This is a genomic window from Conyzicola nivalis (assembly GCF_040548875.1).
Taxonomy (GTDB): Bacteria; Actinomycetota; Actinomycetes; order Actinomycetales; family Microbacteriaceae; genus Conyzicola; species Conyzicola nivalis_A.
Genome location: NZ_JBEPSJ010000001.1, coordinates 648219 through 668880, shown reverse-complemented (window position 1 = coordinate 668880; position 20662 = coordinate 648219). Strand labels below are relative to the sequence as shown.

The 20662-nt window shown below is 67.7% G+C and carries 22 protein-coding genes and 1 pseudogene; 11 read left to right on the top strand and 12 right to left on the bottom strand.

Annotation, left to right across the window (positions count from 1 at the left end; translation table 11 throughout):
- Positions 1-5 precede the first annotated feature (5 nt).
- The 3 genes from ABIE21_RS03255 to ABIE21_RS03245 all read left to right on the top strand — a co-directional run bounded on the left by ABIE21_RS03255 (position 6) and on the right by ABIE21_RS03245 (position 1651).
- The gene (locus ABIE21_RS03255) at positions 6-236 is read left to right on the top strand and encodes a hypothetical protein (protein ID WP_354023345.1); all 231 of its coding nucleotides are present in this window, start codon (positions 6-8) and stop codon (positions 234-236) included.
- On the top strand, positions 233-1225 hold the full coding sequence (locus ABIE21_RS03250; RefSeq protein WP_354023344.1) for a serine hydrolase domain-containing protein: 993 nt from the start codon (positions 233-235) through the stop codon (positions 1223-1225). Before ABIE21_RS03255 ends, ABIE21_RS03250 begins: the two co-directional genes overlap by 4 nt.
- 144 nt (positions 1226-1369) lie before the next feature.
- Complete coding sequence (locus ABIE21_RS03245) at positions 1370-1651, top strand: hypothetical protein (protein WP_354023343.1); 282 nt, start codon at positions 1370-1372, stop codon at positions 1649-1651.
- Positions 1652-1686: 35 nt separating this feature from the next.
- Here the strand turns inward: ABIE21_RS03245 and ABIE21_RS03240 are convergent, their stop codons facing one another.
- The 4 genes from ABIE21_RS03240 to ABIE21_RS03225 all read right to left on the bottom strand — a co-directional run bounded on the left by ABIE21_RS03240 (position 1687) and on the right by ABIE21_RS03225 (position 6711).
- Entirely contained in the window at positions 1687-2622 is a 936-nt protein-coding gene (locus tag ABIE21_RS03240) for a hypothetical protein (RefSeq protein WP_354023342.1), read from the bottom strand.
- 42 nt (positions 2623-2664) lie between these two features.
- Entirely contained in the window at positions 2665-4266 is a 1602-nt protein-coding gene (locus tag ABIE21_RS03235) for an ATP-binding cassette domain-containing protein (RefSeq protein WP_354023341.1), read from the bottom strand.
- 233 nt (positions 4267-4499) lie between these two features.
- Positions 4500-5867, bottom strand: a complete 1368-nt coding sequence (locus ABIE21_RS03230) for an amidase (RefSeq protein ID WP_354023340.1) — start codon at positions 5865-5867, stop codon at positions 4500-4502.
- 13 nt (positions 5868-5880) lie between these two features.
- A complete protein-coding gene (locus tag ABIE21_RS03225) occupies positions 5881-6711 on the bottom strand; it encodes a universal stress protein (protein WP_354023339.1) in 831 nt (276 codons plus the stop codon).
- Positions 6712-6817: 106 nt separating this feature from the next.
- Here ABIE21_RS03225 and ABIE21_RS03220 point away from each other — a divergent pair, with 106 nt between their 5' ends.
- On the top strand, positions 6818-7231 hold the full coding sequence (locus ABIE21_RS03220; RefSeq protein ID WP_354023338.1) for a YchJ family protein: 414 nt from the start codon (positions 6818-6820) through the stop codon (positions 7229-7231).
- A gap of 13 nt (positions 7232-7244) precedes the next feature.
- On the opposite strand, the gene trpD is transcribed toward ABIE21_RS03220, so the two are convergent.
- Positions 7245-8300 carry an anthranilate phosphoribosyltransferase gene (trpD, locus tag ABIE21_RS03215; protein ID WP_354023337.1) on the bottom strand — a complete coding sequence of 352 codons (1056 nt, stop codon included), beginning with the start codon at positions 8298-8300 and terminating at the stop codon, positions 7245-7247.
- 94 nt (positions 8301-8394) lie between these two features.
- Here trpD and ctaE point away from each other — a divergent pair, with 94 nt between their 5' ends.
- The 6 genes and pseudogenes from ctaE to ABIE21_RS03185 all read left to right on the top strand — a co-directional run bounded on the left by ctaE (position 8395) and on the right by ABIE21_RS03185 (position 13537).
- Complete coding sequence (gene ctaE, locus ABIE21_RS03210) at positions 8395-9024, top strand: aa3-type cytochrome oxidase subunit III (RefSeq protein ID WP_354023336.1); 630 nt, start codon at positions 8395-8397, stop codon at positions 9022-9024.
- Between the two features lie 21 nt (positions 9025-9045).
- Entirely contained in the window at positions 9046-9855 is an 810-nt protein-coding gene (gene qcrC, locus ABIE21_RS03205; RefSeq protein ID WP_354023335.1) for a cytochrome bc1 complex diheme cytochrome c subunit, read from the top strand.
- An 85-nt stretch (positions 9856-9940) separates the two neighbouring features.
- Positions 9941-11017, top strand: coding sequence for a cytochrome bc1 complex Rieske iron-sulfur subunit (gene qcrA / locus ABIE21_RS03200; RefSeq protein WP_354023334.1), 1077 nt, complete (start codon positions 9941-9943; stop codon positions 11015-11017).
- Entirely contained in the window at positions 11014-12690 is a 1677-nt protein-coding gene (gene qcrB / locus ABIE21_RS03195; protein WP_354023333.1) for a cytochrome bc1 complex cytochrome b subunit, read from the top strand. The genes qcrA and qcrB overlap by 4 nt, the downstream gene beginning before the upstream one ends.
- Before the next feature lie 16 nt (positions 12691-12706).
- A pseudogene (locus tag ABIE21_RS03190) lies at positions 12707-12838 on the top strand (methyltransferase domain-containing protein); the annotation flags it as partial.
- A gap of 120 nt (positions 12839-12958) precedes the next feature.
- Positions 12959-13537 (top strand): class I SAM-dependent methyltransferase, encoded by a 579-nt coding sequence (locus tag ABIE21_RS03185; protein WP_354023332.1) that lies wholly within the window; start codon positions 12959-12961, stop codon positions 13535-13537.
- A 29-nt stretch (positions 13538-13566) separates the two neighbouring features.
- On the opposite strand, the gene ABIE21_RS03180 is transcribed toward ABIE21_RS03185, so the two are convergent.
- From ABIE21_RS03180 to ABIE21_RS03155, 6 genes are all read right to left on the bottom strand, one after another.
- A complete protein-coding gene (locus ABIE21_RS03180) occupies positions 13567-14025 on the bottom strand; it encodes a GNAT family N-acetyltransferase (protein ID WP_354023331.1) in 459 nt (152 codons plus the stop codon).
- Complete coding sequence (locus ABIE21_RS03175; protein ID WP_354023330.1) at positions 13994-14419, bottom strand: cytochrome c oxidase subunit 4; 426 nt, start codon at positions 14417-14419, stop codon at positions 13994-13996. Before ABIE21_RS03175 ends, ABIE21_RS03180 begins: the two co-directional genes overlap by 32 nt.
- A gap of 3 nt (positions 14420-14422) precedes the next feature.
- Positions 14423-16141, bottom strand: coding sequence for an aa3-type cytochrome oxidase subunit I (gene ctaD / locus ABIE21_RS03170; RefSeq protein ID WP_354023329.1), 1719 nt, complete (start codon positions 16139-16141; stop codon positions 14423-14425).
- Between the two features lie 5 nt (positions 16142-16146).
- On the bottom strand, positions 16147-17016 hold the full coding sequence (gene ctaC, locus ABIE21_RS03165) for an aa3-type cytochrome oxidase subunit II (protein ID WP_436232318.1): 870 nt from the start codon (positions 17014-17016) through the stop codon (positions 16147-16149).
- Positions 17017-17122: 106 nt separating this feature from the next.
- The gene (locus ABIE21_RS03160) at positions 17123-17491 is read right to left on the bottom strand and encodes a HesB/IscA family protein (protein ID WP_354023327.1); all 369 of its coding nucleotides are present in this window, start codon (positions 17489-17491) and stop codon (positions 17123-17125) included.
- A 10-nt stretch (positions 17492-17501) separates the two neighbouring features.
- The gene (locus ABIE21_RS03155; RefSeq protein ID WP_354023326.1) at positions 17502-18923 is read right to left on the bottom strand and encodes a dipeptidase; all 1422 of its coding nucleotides are present in this window, start codon (positions 18921-18923) and stop codon (positions 17502-17504) included.
- Positions 18924-18963: 40 nt separating this feature from the next.
- Between ABIE21_RS03155 and ABIE21_RS03150 the strand changes: the two genes are divergently transcribed.
- Positions 18964-19548 carry a DUF3043 domain-containing protein gene (locus ABIE21_RS03150; RefSeq protein ID WP_354023325.1) on the top strand — a complete coding sequence of 195 codons (585 nt, stop codon included), beginning with the start codon at positions 18964-18966 and terminating at the stop codon, positions 19546-19548.
- 59 nt (positions 19549-19607) lie between these two features.
- On the opposite strand, the gene ABIE21_RS03145 is transcribed toward ABIE21_RS03150, so the two are convergent.
- Positions 19608-20636 (bottom strand): quinone-dependent dihydroorotate dehydrogenase, encoded by a 1029-nt coding sequence (locus ABIE21_RS03145; RefSeq protein ID WP_354023324.1) that lies wholly within the window; start codon positions 20634-20636, stop codon positions 19608-19610.
- Positions 20637-20662: the final 26 nt, after the last annotated feature.

The following is a 20662-nucleotide window of genomic DNA, read 5'->3' as shown; positions in this document are numbered from 1 at the left end:
ACCGCATGGACATGGTTGACCTCGCACGACTCGTCGGAACACCAGAAGACGACCCGCTGACGGCGTTGCGCTCGCTCCGGCAGCTGCGCCTCGAACTGGCCAGAGCCGAGGCGGTACTGGTGCACCGGGCGCGTAGCAACGGCGCGAACGGGGTGCAGATCGCCGAGGCCCTGGGCGTGAGCAAACAGGCGGTGCACAAGAAATACGGCGGCCGACGATTCGACGTCAACCCGTGAGCGACATCGTCTCGGGCGACGCAGAGCTGGCCACGCGCCTGAACAGACACGTGAGGCACCGGGCTCCGGCAGCGGTCGCGCTCGTCACGCCCGGAGCGACGACGCTCGCCGCCCGCGCGGCGGCCCTGAACTCGGATTTCGAGATCGGATCGATCTCCAAGGCGATCACCGGCCTCCTGTATCGCGACGCGTTGACCCGCGGCGAGATCGCGCACGATGCGACGCTGGGAGACCACCTGCAACTGGGGGAGTGCTCGGCCGCGGCCGTGACGCTCGAGTCGCTGAGCACCCATCACTCGGGACTGCCCGGGCTGCCTCCGTCCTTCCACGTTGCCAAGCGCACGGTGGCGCTGTGGCGTCACGGCACGAATCCCTACGGGGACAGCCTGGAGGAACTGCTGGCCATGACCCGCGACGTCAGGGTCGGCCCGCCACGCGCACACTATTCGAACCTCGGATTTATGCTGTTGGGGCACGCGATAGCCTCGGCAGCCGGAACCACCTACGACGACCTCGTGCGCGACCGGATCGTCGTGCCGCTCGACCTGCGCGACACGTACACGCCCGCCACCGCCGATCAGGTGCGGTCCGACGCGGTCGAGGGTTCTGGCAAAAGCTGGATCCGGCGCGAGCCGTGGACCGGCGAGGCCCTGGGACCGGCCGGCGGCATCAGGTCGTCGATCACCGACATGGCCCGGCTCACCGCGGCGATTCTCGACGGGTCGGCGCCCGGCACCGACGCGTTGGATCCGACGACCGCTTTCGGTCCCAGGGTGGGGATCGGCGCCGCGTGGATCACGGTCGAGATGAAGGGTCGGCCGATCACCTGGCACAACGGCGGCACGGGCGGTTTTCGCTCCTGGATCGGCATCGACCGGGCGGCGGGCACCGGCGCCGTCGTGCTATCGGCGACGACGTCGGCCGTCGATCGCGCGGGCTTCGCGTTTCTCACCGATCCAGGCCTCGACCCCTCTCGGCCGAGTCGATAGCAGGCGCTGATAATGCACATTATGTCAAGTAAGCGGCGAAGAGGGCCTCTCCACGCCCACACCACTCGAGCCGAGCCGAGCCGAAGACCACACTCGCCCTCGAACGTCAACCCCGATCCGGTGTGAACCGCGCGGAGTTACATTTTGAGCAGCCTAAACGAAACTGATTCGCAATCCCGAAGGCGTGATCCGACGGGAGTCGAGATGGAAACCGCCCCAGAACCCACGCACGAACTCGACTGGCGCTATGTGCCGGCCGTGCAGAATGTCGTTCTGATCGGCCGCGACGATGAGGGCACGGCGGTCGCGATGATCGAACTGTGCCCGCAGTTCGGCTTCCGTCTCACCGACTGCCGCACCGGCGCTATTCAGCGTTTCGTCTCTCTCGACGAGGCGAAACGAGCGGCGGACGGTCGGCGCGCCTGATTCGCGGATCTGATCGCTCCTCGTAGCGCGCCGGCTCACCGTCCCGAGGCGATGAGAGCGGTGAGGAGACCGATGAAGTACTGACGGTTGTCGTCGGTGACCGCGGGGAACGCCGGCACGAGATGCCCGTCGGCCACGCGGAACGCGGAGCTCTCGGCGATCCACTCGATCTGCTCGACGTCGCCCAGGGCGGTGCGGTCGAGCGGCTCCATCAGATCGCGGGAGTAGATCGCCCGGTCGGTGATCGCGAGTCCGTAGATTCCCGCGAAGGTGGCGCTCGAGAGCGACGCCAGCACGGTCTCATCCGCCGGAATCCGCCACTTCGCGCTCAGCTTCGCGATCCTCTTCGCGTCCTTCGGCCGGCTCGGCAGCAGGAAGTCGGCGCTGAGCCTCCCCGCCCGCACGAGCTCGTCCACCGTCTCGCTCGTCGGCTGTGGGGCGGAGGCCGCCGCGCTCCCCCGCACGATGTCGATCACACGCCGCAGAAACGCGACCGAGTCGGCGCCGCCCGACTCCCCCAGCAGGCGCGACACCTGGGCCAGCCCGATGCCGGCCTCGCCCAGCACCAGTGTGTCGGCGACGACGCGGATCGCGTCGGGGGCGATTGCCGCGAGCGGCATCCGTGCCGAGGTCCGCCCCACATCCTCCACGTAGACGGATCGGTCGGTGATGAGAATGCCGTTCGACGAACGCCGGGTCAGGATGTCGATCGAGTGGAAGCCCCAGTAGAGCAGGGGTAGCTCCCCGTCGGTCGCCGCGTTCTCGAGGTAGATCTGTTCGACCGCCGCCCAGAAGACGGTGTCGGCGTCGTCGAATTGCGGATGCTGCGCCTGGTTGGGCAGGAAGACGAACGCCTCGATCGACTCGGGTGGTTTGACTTCACCGACCGTGGCGGACAACCTGGCGTGCAGCGCGCGCCGTTCGTCGGAAAGTGTGGCGAGATAGTCGGGCAGGTCGTTCGTGCGGCTCACGGGCTCCCCCGGTGTCGAGAAATATCCAGATTCACCATCAGCCTACAAAGCAACCTCGCGAACCGCACCGTCGGCGTCCAGGGCGACGACGGTCGTGAGTCCGAGCCGTCGCAGGAACGGCTCGTCGTGGCTGACGACGATGAGAGCGCCGCGGTAGCCGGTGAGGGCGTCGACGAGCTGGTCGACGCTCTGGACATCGAGGTTGTTCGTCGGCTCGTCGAGGATCAGCAGCTGGGACGGCGGGTCGGCGAACAGCAGCAGCGCGAGCGATACCCGGAAGCGCTCGCCTCCGGAGAGCGAACGCACGGGGCGGTTGACGCTCTCGCCGCGCAGCAACAGTCGCGCGAGACGGTTTCGTATCTCGCCATCCAGAGCGTTCGGCGCGACCCGTCGCACGTTCTCCAGTGCGCTCGTCCGGTCTTCGACGGTGTCGAGCCGTTGGTTCAGATAGCCGACCCGGTCGGTCAGCAGCTTTCCTCCCGCGCGCCCGGGCTCCGGCTTCGTCCCGGAGATCAGCACCTCGAGCAGGCTCGTCTTGCCCACCCCGTTGGGGCCGACCAGTGCCACGCGCTCCGGACCCCGCACGTGGATCGTGCGGTTGGAGCCGTTGATCTCGGCGATCGCCCGTCCGCGCGGCACCTCGGGGTCGGGCAGCTCGAGGTGGATGTGCTCGTCGTCGCGCAGCCGCGACTCGGCGGCGTCGAACGCCGACCGTGCGGACTCGACCCGGTCGTCGTGTCCGCCCCTGAGCTTTCCCGCAGAGACCTGCGCATCGCTGGCCCTCTGATTCATCAGGATCTTCGCGCCCTGTTTGCTGTCGTGGGCCTTCTGTCCGGCTCGGGCACGACGGGCCAGCGTGGACTCGGCGTCGACCCGCTGCCTCTTCTCCTTTTTCAACGCCTGCTCCGCCGAGCGGGCCGCCCGTCCTGCCGCGGCCTGCTGCGCGTCGAGATGCTCACGCCACGCGCTGTACGGTCCGCCGAATACGGTGAGCTCCCCGTCGTGCAGTTCGACCGTGTCATCCATCAGCTCCAGCAGATCCAGATCGTGACTGACGACGACGAGGGTGCCCGGCCAGTCGCGCACGATCAGCGAGAGGCGCTCTCGCGAGTCGCGGTCGAGATTGTTGGTCGGCTCGTCGAGCAGGGTGATGGGCGTGCGTCTGAGTCGGAGTCCGGTGATCGCGACGAGCATCGCCTCTCCCCCGGAGATGCCGGAGACGGGTCGATGCAGATCGGCCGAGGAGAGCCGGATGTCGCGAAGCGCCTCGTCTGCGCGCGTCTCGATGTCCCAATCGTCGCCCAGGGTCTCGAAATTGGCCTCGTCGACGTCTCCCTCGACGATGGCGTCGAGCGCGCGCAGCTTCTCGCCGATCCCCAGCAGATCGGCGATCGTCGACCGATCGTCGAGGGTGAGGGTCTGCGGCAGGTATCCGACCTCGCCGGAAGTCGAGACCGTGCCGGAGACGGGAGTCAGCTCGCCGGCGATGAGGCGCAGAAGCGTGGATTTTCCGGCGCCGTTGCGGCCGACGAGGCCGGTCCGCCCGGTGCCGAAGCTGCCGGTGACCTCGTCGAGGGCGGTGCCTCCGTCGGGCCACCGGAGGGTGACCGAGTTCAATGCGATGGCGGTGGGATGGGTAGACATGGTGCTCCAGAAGAGTCGCGTCCGAGCGGCGTGCCGGTCGGGCAGGGGTCGATGAGCGTCGCCGTCGAGCGGGCGACACGGAGGAAACGACAGCGCAATGGCCAGGCGGCTGCGAGGAGCAGCGGAACGCGTGGTCGATGGCCGCCACCGGGAAACGGTGGCTAGGCTCTGTCGATCTCGTCTATCAGCACGCCACCACCTTACCCGCAGGGCGCGCGGCTCGTCAGGATCGGTCAGTCGGCGAAGACGACCGGTGTGCGGTCCCTCCACGGCATCGCCTGTTCGAGGTCGGCCGCGACGGCGAGCAGCAGCTCGTCGTCTCCGCGTGCGGCGACGAGCTGCACCCCGATCGGCAGTCCCTCGGCGCTCTCTCCGAGCGGCAGGCTGATCGCGGGGTGGCCGCCGACGTTGAACGGCGCGGTGAACGGCCCGAACTCGAACAGCCGGGAGAGCCAGGAGCGCGCCGTGTACCGGTCGTCGTCGTAGTCGAGCGTGCCGTGCCGCGGCGGGAGCTGCGCCCAGGTCGGGGTGATCAGCAGGTCGACCCTGTCGAAGATCCCGTCGACCGCGTTCGAGACACGGGACTGCGCCCGCGCGGCGACCGCGAGCTGCTCGGTAGAGACGGCGCGGGACTCCGCGAGCACCGCGCGCGACACCGCCTGCAGGAGGTCGGCGTCGGGCTGCCGGGGCGCGGAGAGGATCGCGCGGCCCGCGGCGTACACGCCGAGCATCATGGCGTCGATCACCTGCTCGCCGTCGAGGTCCGGACTCGCGACGGTCACGGTATGACCGATCCATTCGAGCATCCGCCCCACCTCCTGCGTGACCGCGGCGACCTGCGGGTCGACGACCCCGACCGACCACGATCCCGTGTCGATCCCGATCCGGAGCCCCGCGGCCGCGGGAGTGTCGCCTCCGGCCGGTTCGGCCACGAGACGGAACAGCAGCGCGGCATCACGGACCGTGCGGGTCACGGCGAACTCGCTCGACGTGCTCAGCCCGGCGGTGATCGACCGCGGAGCATCCGGGGTGCGCCCGCGGGAGGGTTTGAGCCCGACCAGACCACAGGCCGCTGCGGGGATGCGGATCGACCCTGCCCCGTCGTTGGCGTGGGCCATCGGCACCGCGCCGGCGGCGACGAGAGCCGCCGCTCCCCCGCTCGATCCCCCGGCGCCCCTGTGGGGCGCCCACGGGTTGCGGGTCTCGCCGTACAGCGTCGACTCGGTGGCGAAGCTCAGCGCGAACTCGGGCGCGGTGGTCTGCCCGATGGTGGCGAGGCCGGCCGCGCGGAACCGGGTCATCAGCGGATGGTCGTCGGTGGCCACCGCTCCGCGCACCGCCCGGCTGCCGATCGCGAACCCGACACCGCGGGCGAACGGCCCGCTGTCCTTGATGAGAAACGGAACGCCGGCCAGCTCGCCGGCCGGGTCGCTCGAGAGGGCGTCGTCGAACAGCGGTCGGGCGAGGGCGGCGAGGTCGGGATCCACGGCGGCGACGGCGACCCGGGCCGCACGCTCGACCTCGGCCGCCGTGACCTGGCGGGTGACGATGAGCTCGCGCACCGCGACGGCGTCGAGGCGTGCGTATTCCCCCGGGAGCACTGTCGGGTGCCCGCTACTCGGGCACGACGACGACGGGGCACGGCATGGCGATCAGCAGGTCGTGACTCGTGGAGCCGAGTATCGTGTCGCCCATGGTGGTGTGCTCGCGTCGCCCGACCACGAGCAGCGCCGCGCCGCGCGCGTCCTCCGCGAGGATGCGCGCCGCCTGGCCCTCCTTGAGCCGCTGGTGCACGTCGACGTCGGGCCAGACGCGGCGCACGTAGTCCATGGTGGCGGCGAGCGACTTGCTGTGCAGCTCGAGCATCGACTTCCACACGCCCGGATGCGCGAACATGGCCACCGCGATCAGCGTCGGCACGCTCCACGAGTGCACGACGGTGAGCTCGGTGTTCGCCCGCTGCGCCTCCCCCGCGGCGAAGTCGACGACCTTCGGCTCCTGCTCGGTCGACTCGAGGCCGACCATGACCACGCCGCCCGAGGGCTCCCAATCGGCCGGCACGACGACGACCGGGCAGTGTGCGGCGGAGGCGATGCGGATGGGCAGGACGCCGTACAGGCCCGCCTCGCTCGAGCCGGTTCCGATCACGAAGAGGTCGGCCTCGGCCGTGGCGGTGGTCAGCTCGGTCCGTGACTGCCCCGTGCGCAGCACGGCGGTGACGGCGACGCCGGGCACCGCGCTCTCGATGCGCCCGACGGTCTCCTCGAGCAGCCGGGCATACACGGCGCGGAAGTCGTTTCCGGCGAGCACCGACTCCGACGGCATCGGCACGTAGACGGTGGTCACCTCGATCGAGACCGGCACAGCCTTCGCCCGCTCCATGGTCCATCGCACGGCCGCCTCGCCGGAGGCGGTGCCGTCGACGACGACCATGATTCTGTCCACGATGTTCATCTTCGCACCGCGCGGGGCGGCGGCCAAGGGGTTCGCCCACCCCCGAACGCTACGTTCCCTAGCCGTGCACGCACGGCGCACGCTCGATAATGGAGGCATGACGCACTCCGCAGGCCCCGACTGGCCGTCGGTCGACGACGCCGCGCGCTGCCCCTGCCTCAGCGGGGCGAGCTACGGTTCGTGCTGCGGCCCGTTCCATCGCGGCGACGAGCTCGCTCCCTCGGCCGAGAGGCTCATGCGGTCCCGCTACTCGGCCTACGTCACCGGCAACGCGCGTTATCTGCTCGCCACGTGGCATCCGACCACCCGTCCTGCCGCTCTCGACCTCGACCCCGCCCAGCGGTGGTACCTGCTCGATATTCTGCGCACGAGCCGAGGCGGCATGCTCGAAGACTCGGGCACGGTGGAATTCCGCGCCAAGTACCGACTCGGCAGCGGCGCGGGCGAACAGCACGAGGTCAGCCGGTTCGTGCGCGAGCGGCGCCGCTGGTACTACGTCGACGCCGTCTAGACCCACAGCGGCGCTAGCGGTTCGTGGCCGCCACCCACTCCTCGAGCTTGTGGGCGGCCGCACCGGAGTCGACGACTCGCGCGGCGACCTCGAGCTTCTCGGCGAGCCGGTCGAGGATCGGCACGCGCACCTGGTCGGCGTCCTGGGCGAGGGCGAACGACACCAGGCCGGCTGCCGCGTTGAGCAGCACGATGTCGCGCACGGGCCCCGTCTCCCCCGCCAGCACCGAACGGATGACACCCGCGTTGTGTTCCGGGCCTGCCCCGAGCAACGACTCGATCTCCGCCCGCGCGATGCCGAGGTCGAGCGGATCGAGGTCGTGCTCGGTGACCGCGCCGAGCGAGACCTCCCAGATGTGGCTGTGCCCGGTCGTGGTGAGCTTGTCGATGCCGTCGTCGCCGCGGTAGACCAGCGCCGTCGCACCGCGGGTCTGGAACACGCCGACGACTAGCGGCACCCGCTCGAGACTCGCCACCCCGACGGCGGACGCCTCCGGGCGGGCCGGGTTGCACAACGGACCCAGCACGTTGAACAGCGTGGAGATGCCGAGTTCGGTGCGCGTCGTCGCGGCATGACGGAAACCCGGGTGGAACATTGCGGCGTACGCGAAGGTGATCCCGGTCTCGCGCTGCACCTCGGCGACGCGCTCGGGCGTGATCGTGAGGTTCAGGCCCAGGGAGGAGAGCACGTCCGACGCGCCCGAGGCGGAGCTCGCGCCGCGGTTTCCGTGCTTGATGACGGGGACTCCGGATGCCGCGGCGATCACAGACGCCACGGACGAGATGTTGAGCACCGCCCCGTACGGATCGCCGCCGGTGCCCACGATGTCGAGGACCATCGGGTCGACGTCGAGCGGGAGTGCGTTCTCGAGCACGGCATCGCGGAAGCCGACTATCTCGTCGACCGTCTCGCCCTTGACCCGCAGGGCCACGAGCAGTCCCGCCATCTGCGCGCTCGTCGCCTGACCGGCCATGACCTGCTTCATCGCCCAGGTCGCCTCGAAAATGGAGAGGTTCTCTCCGTCCACGAGGGTGCCGAGAATGCGGGGCCAGGTCAACGTGGAGGACATGGCTCAAATCCTAACGACCCTTTTCGCAGCCGATCAGACGCGACTGGCCCCCGTAAAGCGAAACGCTGGCTCAGATATCGGACATAATGGAGGGGTGACTACGACCTCCATCAGCCCCTCAATCGGGACACAAGTGGTTAACCGCCCGAACACCGTCGCGGTTGGCACCATTGTCTGGCTCGGAAGCGAAGTCATGTTCTTCGCCGGCCTCTTCGCTATCTACTTCACCCTGCGATCCACGTCGCCGGGGCTGTGGGAATCGCAGTCCGGCCTGCTGACAGTGCCCTTCTCGCTGGTGAACACGATCATCCTCGTGCTCTCCTCGCTGACCTGCCAGTTCGGCGTCTTCGCGGCCGAGCGCTTGCAGCCCCGCCGCACCGGCTGGAAGCCCACACAGTGGGGCATGGTCGAGTGGTTCTTCCTCACCTACGCGATGGGCGCCGTGTTCGTCATCGGCCAGATCTACGAGTACGCGGTGCTCGTCAGCGAGGGCCTCACGTTGAGCTCCGACTCGTACGGCTCGGCCTTCTACCTTGCAACCGGCTTCCACGGGTTGCACGTCATCGGAGGGCTCATCGCCTTCCTGTTCATCATCGGCCGCGCCTACGCGGTCAAGAATTTCGGCCACAAGGAGGCGACCAGCGCAATCGTGGTCTCCTACTACTGGCACTTCGTTGATGTCGTCTGGGTCGGCCTCTTCTTCATCATCTATATCCTCAAGTAAGAATCGGAACCCGTACGCACCATGGCGAAGAAGTTCTCACGCACCTCAGCTGACCGACGCAAGGTCGGGCGCAGGCATCCCCTTGCCGCCGTCGCCCTCATCGCGGTCGGCCTCCTCAGCACCGGTGGTGCATACGCTCTGTTCACAACGAGCGCGACCGCCGACACCTCGGCATCCCAGGAGCAGCTGGTCGAAGAAGGCGGCAAGCTGTTCGCGGCCAACTGCGCCACCTGCCACGGCATGGACCTGCAGGGCACCAGCGAGGGCCCCACGCTCATCGGCGTCGGCGAAGCCGCCGTGCACTTCCAGGTGTCCACCGGTCGCATGCCCCTCGCGGCGAGCGGACCCCAGGCCGAAGAGAAGCCGGTGCAGTTCACCGACGAGCAGATCGAGGCGATGTACACGTTCGTCGGCTCGAAGTCGCCCGGTCCCGGCCTGCCCGACGAGGAGACCATCGCCGGCAACGGCGACGCTGCCCTCGGCGGCGAGCTCTTCCGCATCAACTGCGCCATGTGCCACAACGTCGCCGGCGCCGGCGGTGCCCTGACGCAGGGCAAGTTCGCCCCGTCGCTCGCCGGGGTGACGTCGACCCACGTGTACGAGGCCATGGTCACCGGCCCGCAGAACATGCCGGTGTTCAACAACAACAACCTCACCCTCGAGGACAAGGCAGACATCATCACCTACCTGCAGTTCCTCGAGGCGAACCCGTCCCCCGGCGGATTCGACCTGGGCAACCTGGGTCCCGTCTCCGAGGGTCTGTTCATCTGGATCTTCGGCCTGGGCGCGATCGTCGCGATCACCGTCTGGCTGACGGCGAAGTCCAACTAACTCCACACGCACCCCTGCCGGGCAACCGGCGGGTCGCTCTACTTACATCGCACTTCGCGCTCCGCGCACAGTTGAAGGGAACACCATGGCAGACCTTAACGGTGGCCAGTCCGGCAGCACCGATGCCGGCACCGCTGTCGAGCCATCCGTGCCTCGTACGGTCTCGCCGGGAACCGCTGTCGTCGTCAGCGACGGCATCCCCAACCCCGGACACCCGCCGCACCGCCTGCGTGTCACCGACCTCGACCCGAAGAAGGACAGGGCCGCCAGCCGCGCCGTATCCGGTCTCTTCTTCCTGTCGCTGATCGGCAGCATCCTCGCCGTCGTCGTCTACTTCCTGATCCCGATCGACCCGGCCGACTTCTCCTCGGTGCGCATCAGCAACCTCGCACTGGGCGTCGCGCTCAGCTTGGGACTGCTCGGCATCGGAGTGGGCGCCGTGCACTGGGCCAAGGCGCTGATGTCCGACGCCGAGATCACCGAGGAGCGTCACGGAACCCGCGGTTCGGACACCACCCGCGCCAAGGCCGTCGAGGTCTTCACCCTCGGCAACAAGGAGTCCGGTTTCGGCCGTCGCACCCTGATCCGCAACAGCCTCATCGGGGCCGTCGCGGTGTTCCCGATCCCCGCGGTCATCATGTTCCGCGACCTCGCCCCGGCCGAGGAGCCGGGCGAGCTGCTGCGTCACACGCTGTGGTCGGAGGGGACGCGACTGACCCGCGACCCGTCAGGTACCCCGATCAAGGCGTCGGACGTCACCTACGGCTCCGCCTTCCACGTGATCCCCGAAGGACTCAACGACTCCGAGCACAAGCTCGAGGAGAAGGCCAAGGCCGCCGTCCTGATGATGCGGATCCGCCCCGAGGACTTGAAAGAGACCGACGAGAAGAAGAGCTGGTCGTACCAGGGCATCGTCGCCTACTCGAAGATCTGCACGCACGTTGGTTGCCCCGTCGCGCTGTACGAACAGCAGACCCACAACCTGCTGTGCCCGTGTCACCAGTCGACGTTCGACGTGGCGGACCACGCCAAGGTGACCTTCGGACCGGCGAGCCGGCCCCTTCCCCAACTACCGATCACCATCGACGACGAGGGGTATCTGATCGCCAAGAGCGATTTCCTCGAACCCGTCGGCCCGAGCTTCTGGGAGCGTGAGCTGTGAGCACAGCAACCGAGACCCCCGTCTCCACCGAACCCGCGTCGACGTCGCAGTCGACGTCGACCGCGTACGGTCCATTCGCGTCCGCCACGCGCGGCGCCCGCTTCACGGGTGCTGCGGCGAACTACATCGACGAGCGCACGAGCATCTCCGGGCTGGTGAAGGAGGTCGGTCGCAAGATCTTCCCCGACCACTGGTCGTTCATGCTCGGCGAGGTCGCCCTGTACAGCTTCGTGGCGATCCTCCTCTCCGGTACGTTCCTCACCTTCTTCTTCGAGCCCTCGATGACCGAGGTGCACTACGACGGCTCGTACGTCCCGCTCAAGGGCATCGAGATGTCGGTCGCATACGCGTCGAGCCTCGACCTCTCGTTCGACATCCGCGGCGGACTGTTGATGCGCCAGGTGCACCACTGGGCTGCTCTTCTCTTTGTCGCATCCATCGGCCTCCACATGCTGCGCATCTACTTCACGGGTGCGTACCGCAAGCCGCGCGAGATCAACTGGATGATCGGCTTCGTGCTGTTCATCCTCGCGATGGCCGAGGGCTTCACCGGATACTCGCTCCCCGACGACCTGCTCTCGGGTAACGGACTGCGCATCATCGACGGAATGGTCAAGGCCGTCCCCGTCATCGGCGTGTGGATCTCGTACCTGCTGTTCGGCGGCGAGTTCCCCGGAACCGACGTCGTCAGCCGCTTCTACGTGCTGCACATCCTGCTGCTGCCCGCGATCCTCGTCGCGGCCCTCGGCGTGCACCTCCTGCTGCTCGTGATCAACAAGCACACGCAGTTCGCCGGCCCCGGCAAGACCAACAGCAACGTCGTCGGCGTTCCGGTCATGCCCGTGTTCGCGGCGAAGGCCGGTGGATTCTTCTTCATCGTCTTCGGTGTGATCATGCTGATCGCGGCGACATTCACGATCAACCCGATCTGGAACTACGGACCGTACGACCCCTCACCGGTGTCGGCCGGTACCCAGCCCGACTGGTACATCGGCTTCGCCGACGGCGCCCTGCGCCTCGTACCGCCGGGACTCGAGTTCATCATCTTCGGTGACTACACGCTGTCGCTCAACGTGCTGCTGCCGCTGATCGTGCTGCCGGTGTTCCTGGGGCTCGTGGCCTTCTACCCCTTCATCGAGGCGTGGATCACGGGTGACAAGCGCGAGCACCACCTGCTCGACCGCCCGCGCAACACCCCGGTGCGCACGGCCATCGGCGCTGCCGGTGTCACGTTCTACGCGGTGCTGTGGGCGGCGGCGAGCTCCGACCTCATCGCGACGCACTTCATGCTCAGCATCGAGGGTGTCATCCACGGCCTCCAGGCGCTGTTCTTCCTGGGCCCGATCATCGCCTACATCGTCACCAAGCGCATCTGCTTCGGTCTGCAGAAGAAGGACCGCGAAATCGCGCTCCACGGCTTCGAGTCCGGCCGCATCGTGCGCCTCCCCGGCGGCGAGTACATCGAGGTCCACCAGCCGCTCAGCGACGCCGAGCGCTGGAGACTGACCAGCTACACCGACTACGAGCCGCTGATGATCCGTCCGAACAGCGACGGCAAGATCACGGTCAACCAGCGCCTGCGCGCCGGCTTCTCTCGCTGGTTCTTCGAAGACCGCATCATCCCGGTCTCGAAGGGCGAGATTGAGAGCTCGCACGACGGCGACGCGCACTAGCACCGGTTCGTAGACTATCGGAGCTTCTGCCGACACCCTGGCGACCTGGCTGCGGTGCCCACGCTGTGAGAGAGATCTCCAGCCGGGGCCCGCGGCCTGGTCGCTTTCGTGTTCCTCGGGGCACAGTTTCGACGCCAACAAGCGCGGCTACCTCAACCTCGTCGACCGTTCACGCGGCATCCTCGGCGACACCCGTGAGATCCTCGACGAGCGAGAACGCTTCCTCGCCCTCGGCCACTACTCCCCCATCGTCGACGCGATCGCCGGCGTGCTGCCCACTGCTGCCGGGCAGAGCATCGTGGACTCCGGATGCGGCACGGGCTACTACCTGACCGAACTGCTGGCCCGGAGGGACGACTGGCGCGCGCTCGCGCTCGACGTCTCCGTCGACGCCGTGGCGATGGCCGTTCGCTCGGCCGGCGCACAGACGGCCGGGGTCGCGGCCGACGTGTGGCGGGCCCTGCCCGTGCGCGACGACAGCGCCGACGTGGTGCTGTGCGTGTTCGCACCGCGCAACGCGGCAGAGTTCGCACGCCTGCTGCGGCCGCACGGTCGTCTCGTCGTGGTCACGCCGGCCGAGAACCATCTGGTGCAGCTGCGTGAGAGCGGCCGCGTCATCGGCATGCAGAGCGACAAGCTGGCCCATCTCGACGACGCCCTCTCGGACCTGTTCGCCGTCGACGACAGGCGGCGGCTCGAGTACGACGTAGACCTGCTCCCCCACGCGGTGCGGAGCCTGGCCGGAATGGGCCCCAGCGGGCACCACGGCACAGCGGAGACGCCCTCGGACGCAGGGAGTGCACGGGTGACCGTTGCGGTCGACGTCTCGTCGTACCGGCGGGTCTAACCTCGTATCGGCGGGTCTAGCCGCGCCGTCTAGTCGAAGCTGCGCTTGAGGTAGTCGGCGGTCGAGCCGTAGCCGAGGCGCTCGTAGAACCCGGAGGCTCGACGGCTCGCGACGGTGAGCTGGCGTACGCCGCGCTCACGGCAGGCGCGCTCGGTCGTCTCGACCAGGAGCGAGCCGACGCCGGCGCCCTGCGCCGAGCTCTCGACGACGAGCTCCTGCAGCTGCGCGGAGCTGCCGTTCGTGTACAGCAGCCTGGTCACCGTCGTGAGCGCGTAACCGCGCACCACTCCGTCGATCTCGGCGACGAACAGGAGCGCGTTCGACTCCCCCTCGACGAAGGAGTCGAACGTGACGTCGAATGCCTCGCGGTCGGGCAGGTAGCTGACGTCGAGCTCGTTCAGCAGGGAGAAGACCGCGTCGGCGTCGCTCGCGAGCGCCGGACGGATCTGCACCTGGCTAGTGGGCGAAATTGCCTCGGTAGTACTCATACACCCACCCCACGAGGCTGACGACGACGACGATCGCGCCGATGAAGGAGATCCACACCCCGACCGCCAGGCCGAGGAACATGAGCGACAGGCTCGCGGCCAGCATCACGGGCCACCAGCTCCACGGGCTGAAGAAGCCCTGCTCGGCGTCGCCGTCGTCGATGTTCGCGTCGAGACGGTCTTCGGGAAGTGTTGCTCCCTGGCCGGCGTGCACGCGTGAGATGTAGAACGCGATGAACGCGGCCAGGATGCCGCTCAGCCCGATCGCGAGGGTTCCCACCCACTCGATGGTCCCGCCGTGCGTCTGGTCGATCAGAGACCAGGTGATGTAGGCCGCATCCGCAACCACGCAGTACGCCGCGAGGATCCAGAAGAGGTTGATATTGGCTTTCATGTGTTACTTGACCTTGTCGTCTGCGATGTCGTAAACGGGAGCGTCGGGCGCATCCTTGCCCGGACCGATACCGACCGGCACTTCTGCCTCCGGGTGGTTCAGGTCGAACGCGGGAGCTTCCGAACGAATGCGCGGAATCGAGGTGAAGTTGTGGCGGGGCGGCGGGCACGACGTGGCCCACTCGAGCGAGCGCGAGAAGCCCCACGGGTCGTTCACCGTCACCTTGGGCGCGGTGCGCGCCGTCAGGTACACGTTGTAGAAGAACGGCAGCATCGAGGTGGCGAGGATCGCGGCTCCGACGGTGGAGAGCTGGTTCATCCAGGTCACTCCGTCTTCGGGCAGATACGTCGCGTACCGGCGCGGCATACCGACGACGCCGATCCAGTGCTGGATGAGGAACGTCGTGTGGAAGCCGATGAACAGGAGCCAGAAGTGGATCTTGCCGAGACGCTCGTTGAGCATCTTGCCGGTCCACTTGGGCCACCAGAAGTAGAAGCCGCTGAACATCGCGAACACGACGGTGCCGAAGACCACGTAGTGGAAGTGCGCGACGACGAAGTACGAGTCGGAGACGTGGAAGTCGAGCGGCGGCGAGGCCAGGATGACACCGGTGAGTCCGCCGAAGGTGAACGTGATCAGGAAGCCGATGGCCCAGAGCATGGGCGTCTCGAACGTCACCGATCCGCGCCAGAGCGTGCCGATCCAGTTGAAGATCTTCACACCCGTCGGCACCGCGATGAGCATCGTCATCAGAGCGAAGAACGGCAGAAGCACCGATCCGGTCACGTACATGTGGTGAGCCCACACGGTGACGGACAGCGCGGCGATCGCGATGGTCGCGTAGATGAGGGTCTTGTATCCGAAGATCGGCTTGCGGCTGAAGACCGGGAAGACCTCGGAGACGATGCCGAAGAACGGCAGCGCGATGATGTACACCTCGGGGTGGCCGAAGAACCAGAACAGGTGCTGCCAGAGGATCACTCCGCCGTTGGCCGGGTCGTAGATGTGCGCGTCGAAGACCCTGTCGGCGCCGAGTCCGAAGAGCGCGGCGGCGAGAACCGGGAACGCCATGAGCACGAGAATCGACGTGACCAGGATGTTCCATGTGAAGATCGGCATGCGGAACATCGTCATGCCGGGGGCGCGCATGGTGATGATGGTGGTGATGAAGTTGACGGCGCCGAGGATGGTTCCGAATCCGCTCATCGCCAGACCGAAGACCCAGAGGTTGCCTCCGACACCCGGTGAGAACGTCGTGCTCGACAGTGGCGCATAGGCGAACCAGCCGAACGACGCTGCGCCCTGCGGGGTGAGGAAGCCGGCGACGGCCATCAGGCTGCCGAAGCTGTAGAGCCAGTAGGCGAACGCGTTCAGTCGCGGGAACGCGACATCCGGTGCACCGATCTGGAGGGGCATCAGCACGTTGGCGAAGCCCGCGAACAGCGGCGTCGCGAACATGAGCAGCATGATCGTGCCGTGCATCGTGAAGAGCTGGTTGTACTGCTCCTTGGAGTCGACGATCTCGAGCCCCGGGGCGAAGAGCTGGGCGCGGATGATGAGCGCCATCACCCCGCCGATGCAGAAGTAGATGAAGGAGCTGATCAGGTACATGTACCCGATCGTCTTGTGGTCAGTGGAGGTGATCCAGCTGACGAGGACGTTGCCCGTGCGCACCACTGCTGGTGTGCTCAGGCCCGGCCGGGTTGCTGTTGCTGTGCTCATTGCGACTAGCCTTCTTCGCCGTGGTCAACCGCGCCGGTGCCCGGGAGGTTGGTGTTCGTGTTGTACTCCGGGCCGAGGCGACCCTCGAAGCCTGCGGCACGCTGGCCTTCGATGTATGCGTCGTAGTCGTCCTGCGACACGACCTTCACCTGGAAGAGCATGAGCGAGTGGTATTCGCCACAGAGCTCGGCGCACTTGCCCTGGTAGGTGCCGATCTTGGTCGGCGTGAAGTACATGTGGTTCGACTTGCCGGGGATCATGTCCTTCTTGTAGAGGAAGTCGATGATCCAGAAGGAGTGGATGACGTCGCGGGACTCGATGTCGACCTGGACCTTCTTGTCCACGGGCAGGTACAGGACGGGGAGAGCGTCCGTGTCGACGCCGTCGGAGTCGTCGAGCTCTTGTGCCTGGACGCCCGCGCTGTAGACCTCTTCGTTGAGGTAGTTGAAGTCCCATGCCCAGCGCTTGCCGAACACCTCGATCTTCACGTCGGGGCTGCCCGGGTCGGACTCGATGGCCGCCTGGTCGCGCGCCGTGAAGGCGAAGAAGCCGAGGACGAGGATGAGGGGCACGATCGTGTAGAAGATCTCGACCGGGAGGTTGTAGCGCATCTGCACCGGCAGGCCGGTCTGGCCCTTGCGGCGGCGGTAGACGACAGCTGCCCAGATGATGAGACCCCAGGTCGCGACGCCGACGCCGAGAAGCACGATCCACGACGTGACCCACAGGCCCATAATGCGGCTGGTGTGGTTGGTGGTATCGGGGTCGCCGGGCAGATAGCCCTGCAACTGGGCCTGCGTGCACCCGGCGAGAACCACCGAGACTGCGACCGCAATGGGGATAATGGCCCATCGACTTAGGCGTTTGGAGCGCACCTGGAACCTCTCGGATGACACGGACTGGAACGATACGAGTCTATAACGACGAAGAGGCACCGACCTCGCGGTCAGTGCCTCTTGCGAATCGTGTCACTCGTATTTTTTAGTGGAACGAGTCTCCACATGCGCAGCTTCCCGCGGCATTGGGGTTGTCGATCGTGAAGCCCTGCTTCTGGATGGTGTCCTCGAAATCGATCGAGGCACCCATCAGATAGGGCACGCTCATCTTGTCGACGACGACCTCGACACCGTCTCCGAAGTCGACAGAGGCGTCGCCGTCGAGGAAGCGCTCGTCGAAGTAGAGCTGGTAGATGAGGCCGGAGCAGCCGCCGGGCTGCACGGCCACGCGGAGGCGGAGGTCGTCACGGCCCTCCTGGGTCATGAGGCTGCGGACTTTCTGCGCTGCCGCATCCGAAAGTCCGACGCCGTGCGCAGCCGCCGTCTCGGGCGAGGTGAGAGTGGTGTCAGTCATGATCGCGATTCTACGCGCGGTCGTTGAGTTTTGCGAACAACACGGCCTCGGTGAGGATGGCCCGCGAGAAGACTCCCAGGTGGAGGGATTCGTTGGGGCTGTGGGCTCGCGAGTCGGGGTCTTCGACGCCCGTGACCAGGATCTGCGCGTCGCCGAAGACGGCGACGAGGTCGGCGATGAACGGGATCGACCCGCCGATGCCGGTCTCGACCGGCTCCACCCCCCAGGCCTCGTGCATCGCCGCCTTCGCCTCGACGGCGGCCCAGCCGCTCGTGTCGACGAGGAACGGGTTGCCGAGGTCGACGTCGGAGATCGCGAGATGGGCGCCGAAGGGGGCGTTCGACCGCAGGTGGGCCTCGATGGCGGCGAAGGCGTCTTCGGCCGTCTGCCCCGGCGCGATGCGAGCGCTGACCTTGACGGTCACGCTCGGAGAGAGGGTGTTCGACGCGTTGACGACCGTCGGCGCGTCGATGCCGGTGATGGTGATGGCGGGCTGAGACCAGAGCCGGCTGAGCACCGTGCCGGTTCCGATCGGGGTGACGCCGTCGAGGAGTCCGGCCTCCTCGCGCAGCTTCGCCTCGTCGTAGGGGGGCGTGTCGCTCTCCCGCGAGGTGAGCCCGGGCACCGCGACGGATCCGACCTCGTCGTGCAGGGTGGCGAGCAGCCTGATCGTGGCGAGCATGGCGTCGGGGACGGCTCCGCCGAACATCCCCGAGTGGGAGGCGTGTGCCAGGGTCGCGACGTTCAGCTTGAACGTCACGTTGCCGCGCAGCGCCACGGTGAGCGCCGGTGTCGACGTGTCCCAGTTGTCGGAGTCGGCGACGACGATGACGTCGGCCGCGAGTGCGGTCTGGTGCTTGGCGAGGAAGTTAGAGAACGAGCGCGAGCCGAACTCCTCCTCGCCCTCGATGAAGACGGCGAGACCCAGGTCGAAGTCGTCGCCGACCGTGGCGACGAAGGCGCGGATGGCGGCGACGTGCGCCATGACCCCGGCCTTGTCGTCGGCCGCGCCGCGGCCGTACAGCCGGTCGCCGCGCACGGTCGGCTCGAACGGCGACGACTCCCAGTCGGCGTCGTCTCCCTGTGGCTGCACGTCGTGGTGGGCGTAGAGCAGGATCGTCGGCCGCCCGTTGCGGGCCGCACGGGTCGCGAGCACGGCCGGCTGGCCGAGAACCCCGGTCTGTCCGATGTCTGCGCGCGAGATCTCCACCGAGTCGAAGACGCCGAGGGCCTCGAACAGGCCGGCCACCGCGGTGGCGCTCTCCGCGACGTGCGCGGGGTCGAAGCCGTCCCACGACACGGAGGGGATGCGCACGAGACGCGAGAGGTCGGCGATGGCCGTGGGCAGTCCGAGCTGCACGGACTCCCTCAGCGCGTCGAGCGCGGGGTGAGGCTGTGCGGTTGCGGGGATTGTCTGCTCGAAATCTGTCATGGAGGTAATCTTAAGTCGACCCCAAGCGCAAGGACTCATCGTGCCCATCAACTTCAGAAAATCGACCGACAGCGTTGTCGAGGTCGAGCCGACCCCGGAGACCGTGGAGGTCGGCAAGGGCCGTCCCACACCGACGCGTCGAGAGAAGGAGGAGGCCCGCAAGCGCCCCCTCGTCTCGAACGACCGCGCGGAGGCGCGTCGCCAGTCGAAGGCGGCCCTCGCCGTCGAGCGTGAGAAGCAGCGCATCGGCATGGCCGCCGGCATCGACAAGTACTTGCCGGTGCGCGACCGTGGTCCTCAGCGCAAGTACGTGCGCGACTACGTCGATGCACGCACGAGCGTCGGCGAGTTCCTGATCCCGATCATGCTCGTCGTGCTCATCGCGACCGTCGTGCCCTCCCCCGAGGTGCAGGTCGGCTCGTTCGCCCTGCTCTGGCTGTTCTTCGCCGTCGCCGTGATCGACTGCTTCGTGCTCGGCTTCGTGGTGCGCAAGAAGCTCCGCGCCAAGTTCGGCGAGGACAACGTGGAGACCGGAGTTCGCTGGTACGCCGCGATGCGCGCCCTGCAGCTGCGTCTGATGCGTCTGCCCAAGCCGCAGGTCAAGCGCCGCCAGTACCCGAGCTAGGAGAGACTCGAAACGGCCTGTCACCGCGAGGTGACAGGCCGTTTCGGCGTCCGGACGCGTTAGTCGCGCAGCGCGGCCAGGCCGCGGTTGATCTGCCGAGCCCAGAGCGGGCCCCGGTAGATGAACGCCGTGTAGCCCTGCACGAGTGTCGCCCCCGCATCGAGCCTGGCCGCGACATCCGCCGCCGTGTCCACACCGCCGACGGAGATCACGCAGAAGTCTGCGGGCACGAGCGACCGGATGAGCACGAGCAGCTCGAGCGATCGCGCGGCGAGGGGCGCGCCGGAGAGTCCCCCGGCGCCGGCCGCGACGACGACGGCGGGATCGGTGAGCAGGCCATCGCGCGACAGCGTGGTGTTGTTCGCGATGATGCCGTCGAGACCGAGCTCGAGTGCGAGTTCGGTGATGCGGCGCACCTCGTCGTCGCTGAGGTCGGGCGCGATCTTCACGAGGACCGGCGTGCCCGTGGCCGTGGCCTGCACCTCCGCGAGCAGCGGGGCGAGTCGGTCGAGCTCCTGCAGACCGCGCAGGCCGGGCGTGTTCGGCGAGCTGACGTTGACGACGAGGTAGTCGGCGGCCGGGGCGAGCAGGGCCGCGCTCTCCCGGTAGTCGGCGATCGCGTCATCCACCTCGACGATGCGCGACTTGCCGATGTTGACCCCGATGACGGGCCGTGCGCCTCGACGGGCCTCACGGGCGAGCCTGTCGCGGGCGGCGGCCGCCCCGTGGTTGTTGAAGCCCATCCGGTTGATGACGGCGCGGTCGGGCACGAGGCGGAACAGGCGCGGACGCGAGTTGCCGGGCTGCGGGCGCGCCGTGATCGTGCCGACCTCGACGTGTCCGAACCCGAGCTGGCCGAGCCCGCGGATGGCGTCGCCGTCTTTGTCGAACCCCGCGGCTACGCCGAACGGCGAGTCGAAATCGAGTCCGAGCGTGCGCACGGCGAGCCGCGGGTCGGGCCGGGTGAACCGGCGCACGAGCGCCCCGATCCCCAGCAGCGGCAGCCGCTGGATGACGAAGAACGCGAGGTGGTGGGCGCGTTCCGGGTCGATGCGGGTGAGGACCGTGGAGAAGAGGAGTCTGTACATGCTGGGGTCAACGCTACAGCGCCGAC

Coding starts and splice junctions, on each gene's coding strand:
- ABIE21_RS03255 (WP_354023345.1), top strand. CDS start 6: ATGGACATGGTTGACCTCGCACGACTCGTCGGAACACCAGAAGACGAC.
- ABIE21_RS03235 (WP_354023341.1), bottom strand. CDS start 4,266: ATGTCTACCCATCCCACCGCCATCGCATTGAACTCGGTCACCCTCCGG.
- ABIE21_RS03220 (WP_354023338.1), top strand. CDS start 6,818: ATGACGCACTCCGCAGGCCCCGACTGGCCGTCGGTCGACGACGCCGCG.
- trpD (WP_354023337.1), bottom strand. CDS start 8,300: ATGTCCTCCACGTTGACCTGGCCCCGCATTCTCGGCACCCTCGTGGAC.
- qcrC (WP_354023335.1), top strand. CDS start 9,046: ATGGCGAAGAAGTTCTCACGCACCTCAGCTGACCGACGCAAGGTCGGG.
- qcrA (WP_354023334.1), top strand. CDS start 9,941: ATGGCAGACCTTAACGGTGGCCAGTCCGGCAGCACCGATGCCGGCACC.
- ABIE21_RS03180 (WP_354023331.1), bottom strand. CDS start 14,025: ATGAGTACTACCGAGGCAATTTCGCCCACTAGCCAGGTGCAGATCCGT.
- ABIE21_RS03175 (WP_354023330.1), bottom strand. CDS start 14,419: ATGAAAGCCAATATCAACCTCTTCTGGATCCTCGCGGCGTACTGCGTG.
- ctaD (WP_354023329.1), bottom strand. CDS start 16,141: ATGAGCACAGCAACAGCAACCCGGCCGGGCCTGAGCACACCAGCAGTG.
- ABIE21_RS03160 (WP_354023327.1), bottom strand. CDS start 17,491: ATGACTGACACCACTCTCACCTCGCCCGAGACGGCGGCTGCGCACGGC.
- ABIE21_RS03155 (WP_354023326.1), bottom strand. CDS start 18,923: ATGACAGATTTCGAGCAGACAATCCCCGCAACCGCACAGCCTCACCCC.
- ABIE21_RS03145 (WP_354023324.1), bottom strand. CDS start 20,636: ATGTACAGACTCCTCTTCTCCACGGTCCTCACCCGCATCGACCCGGAA.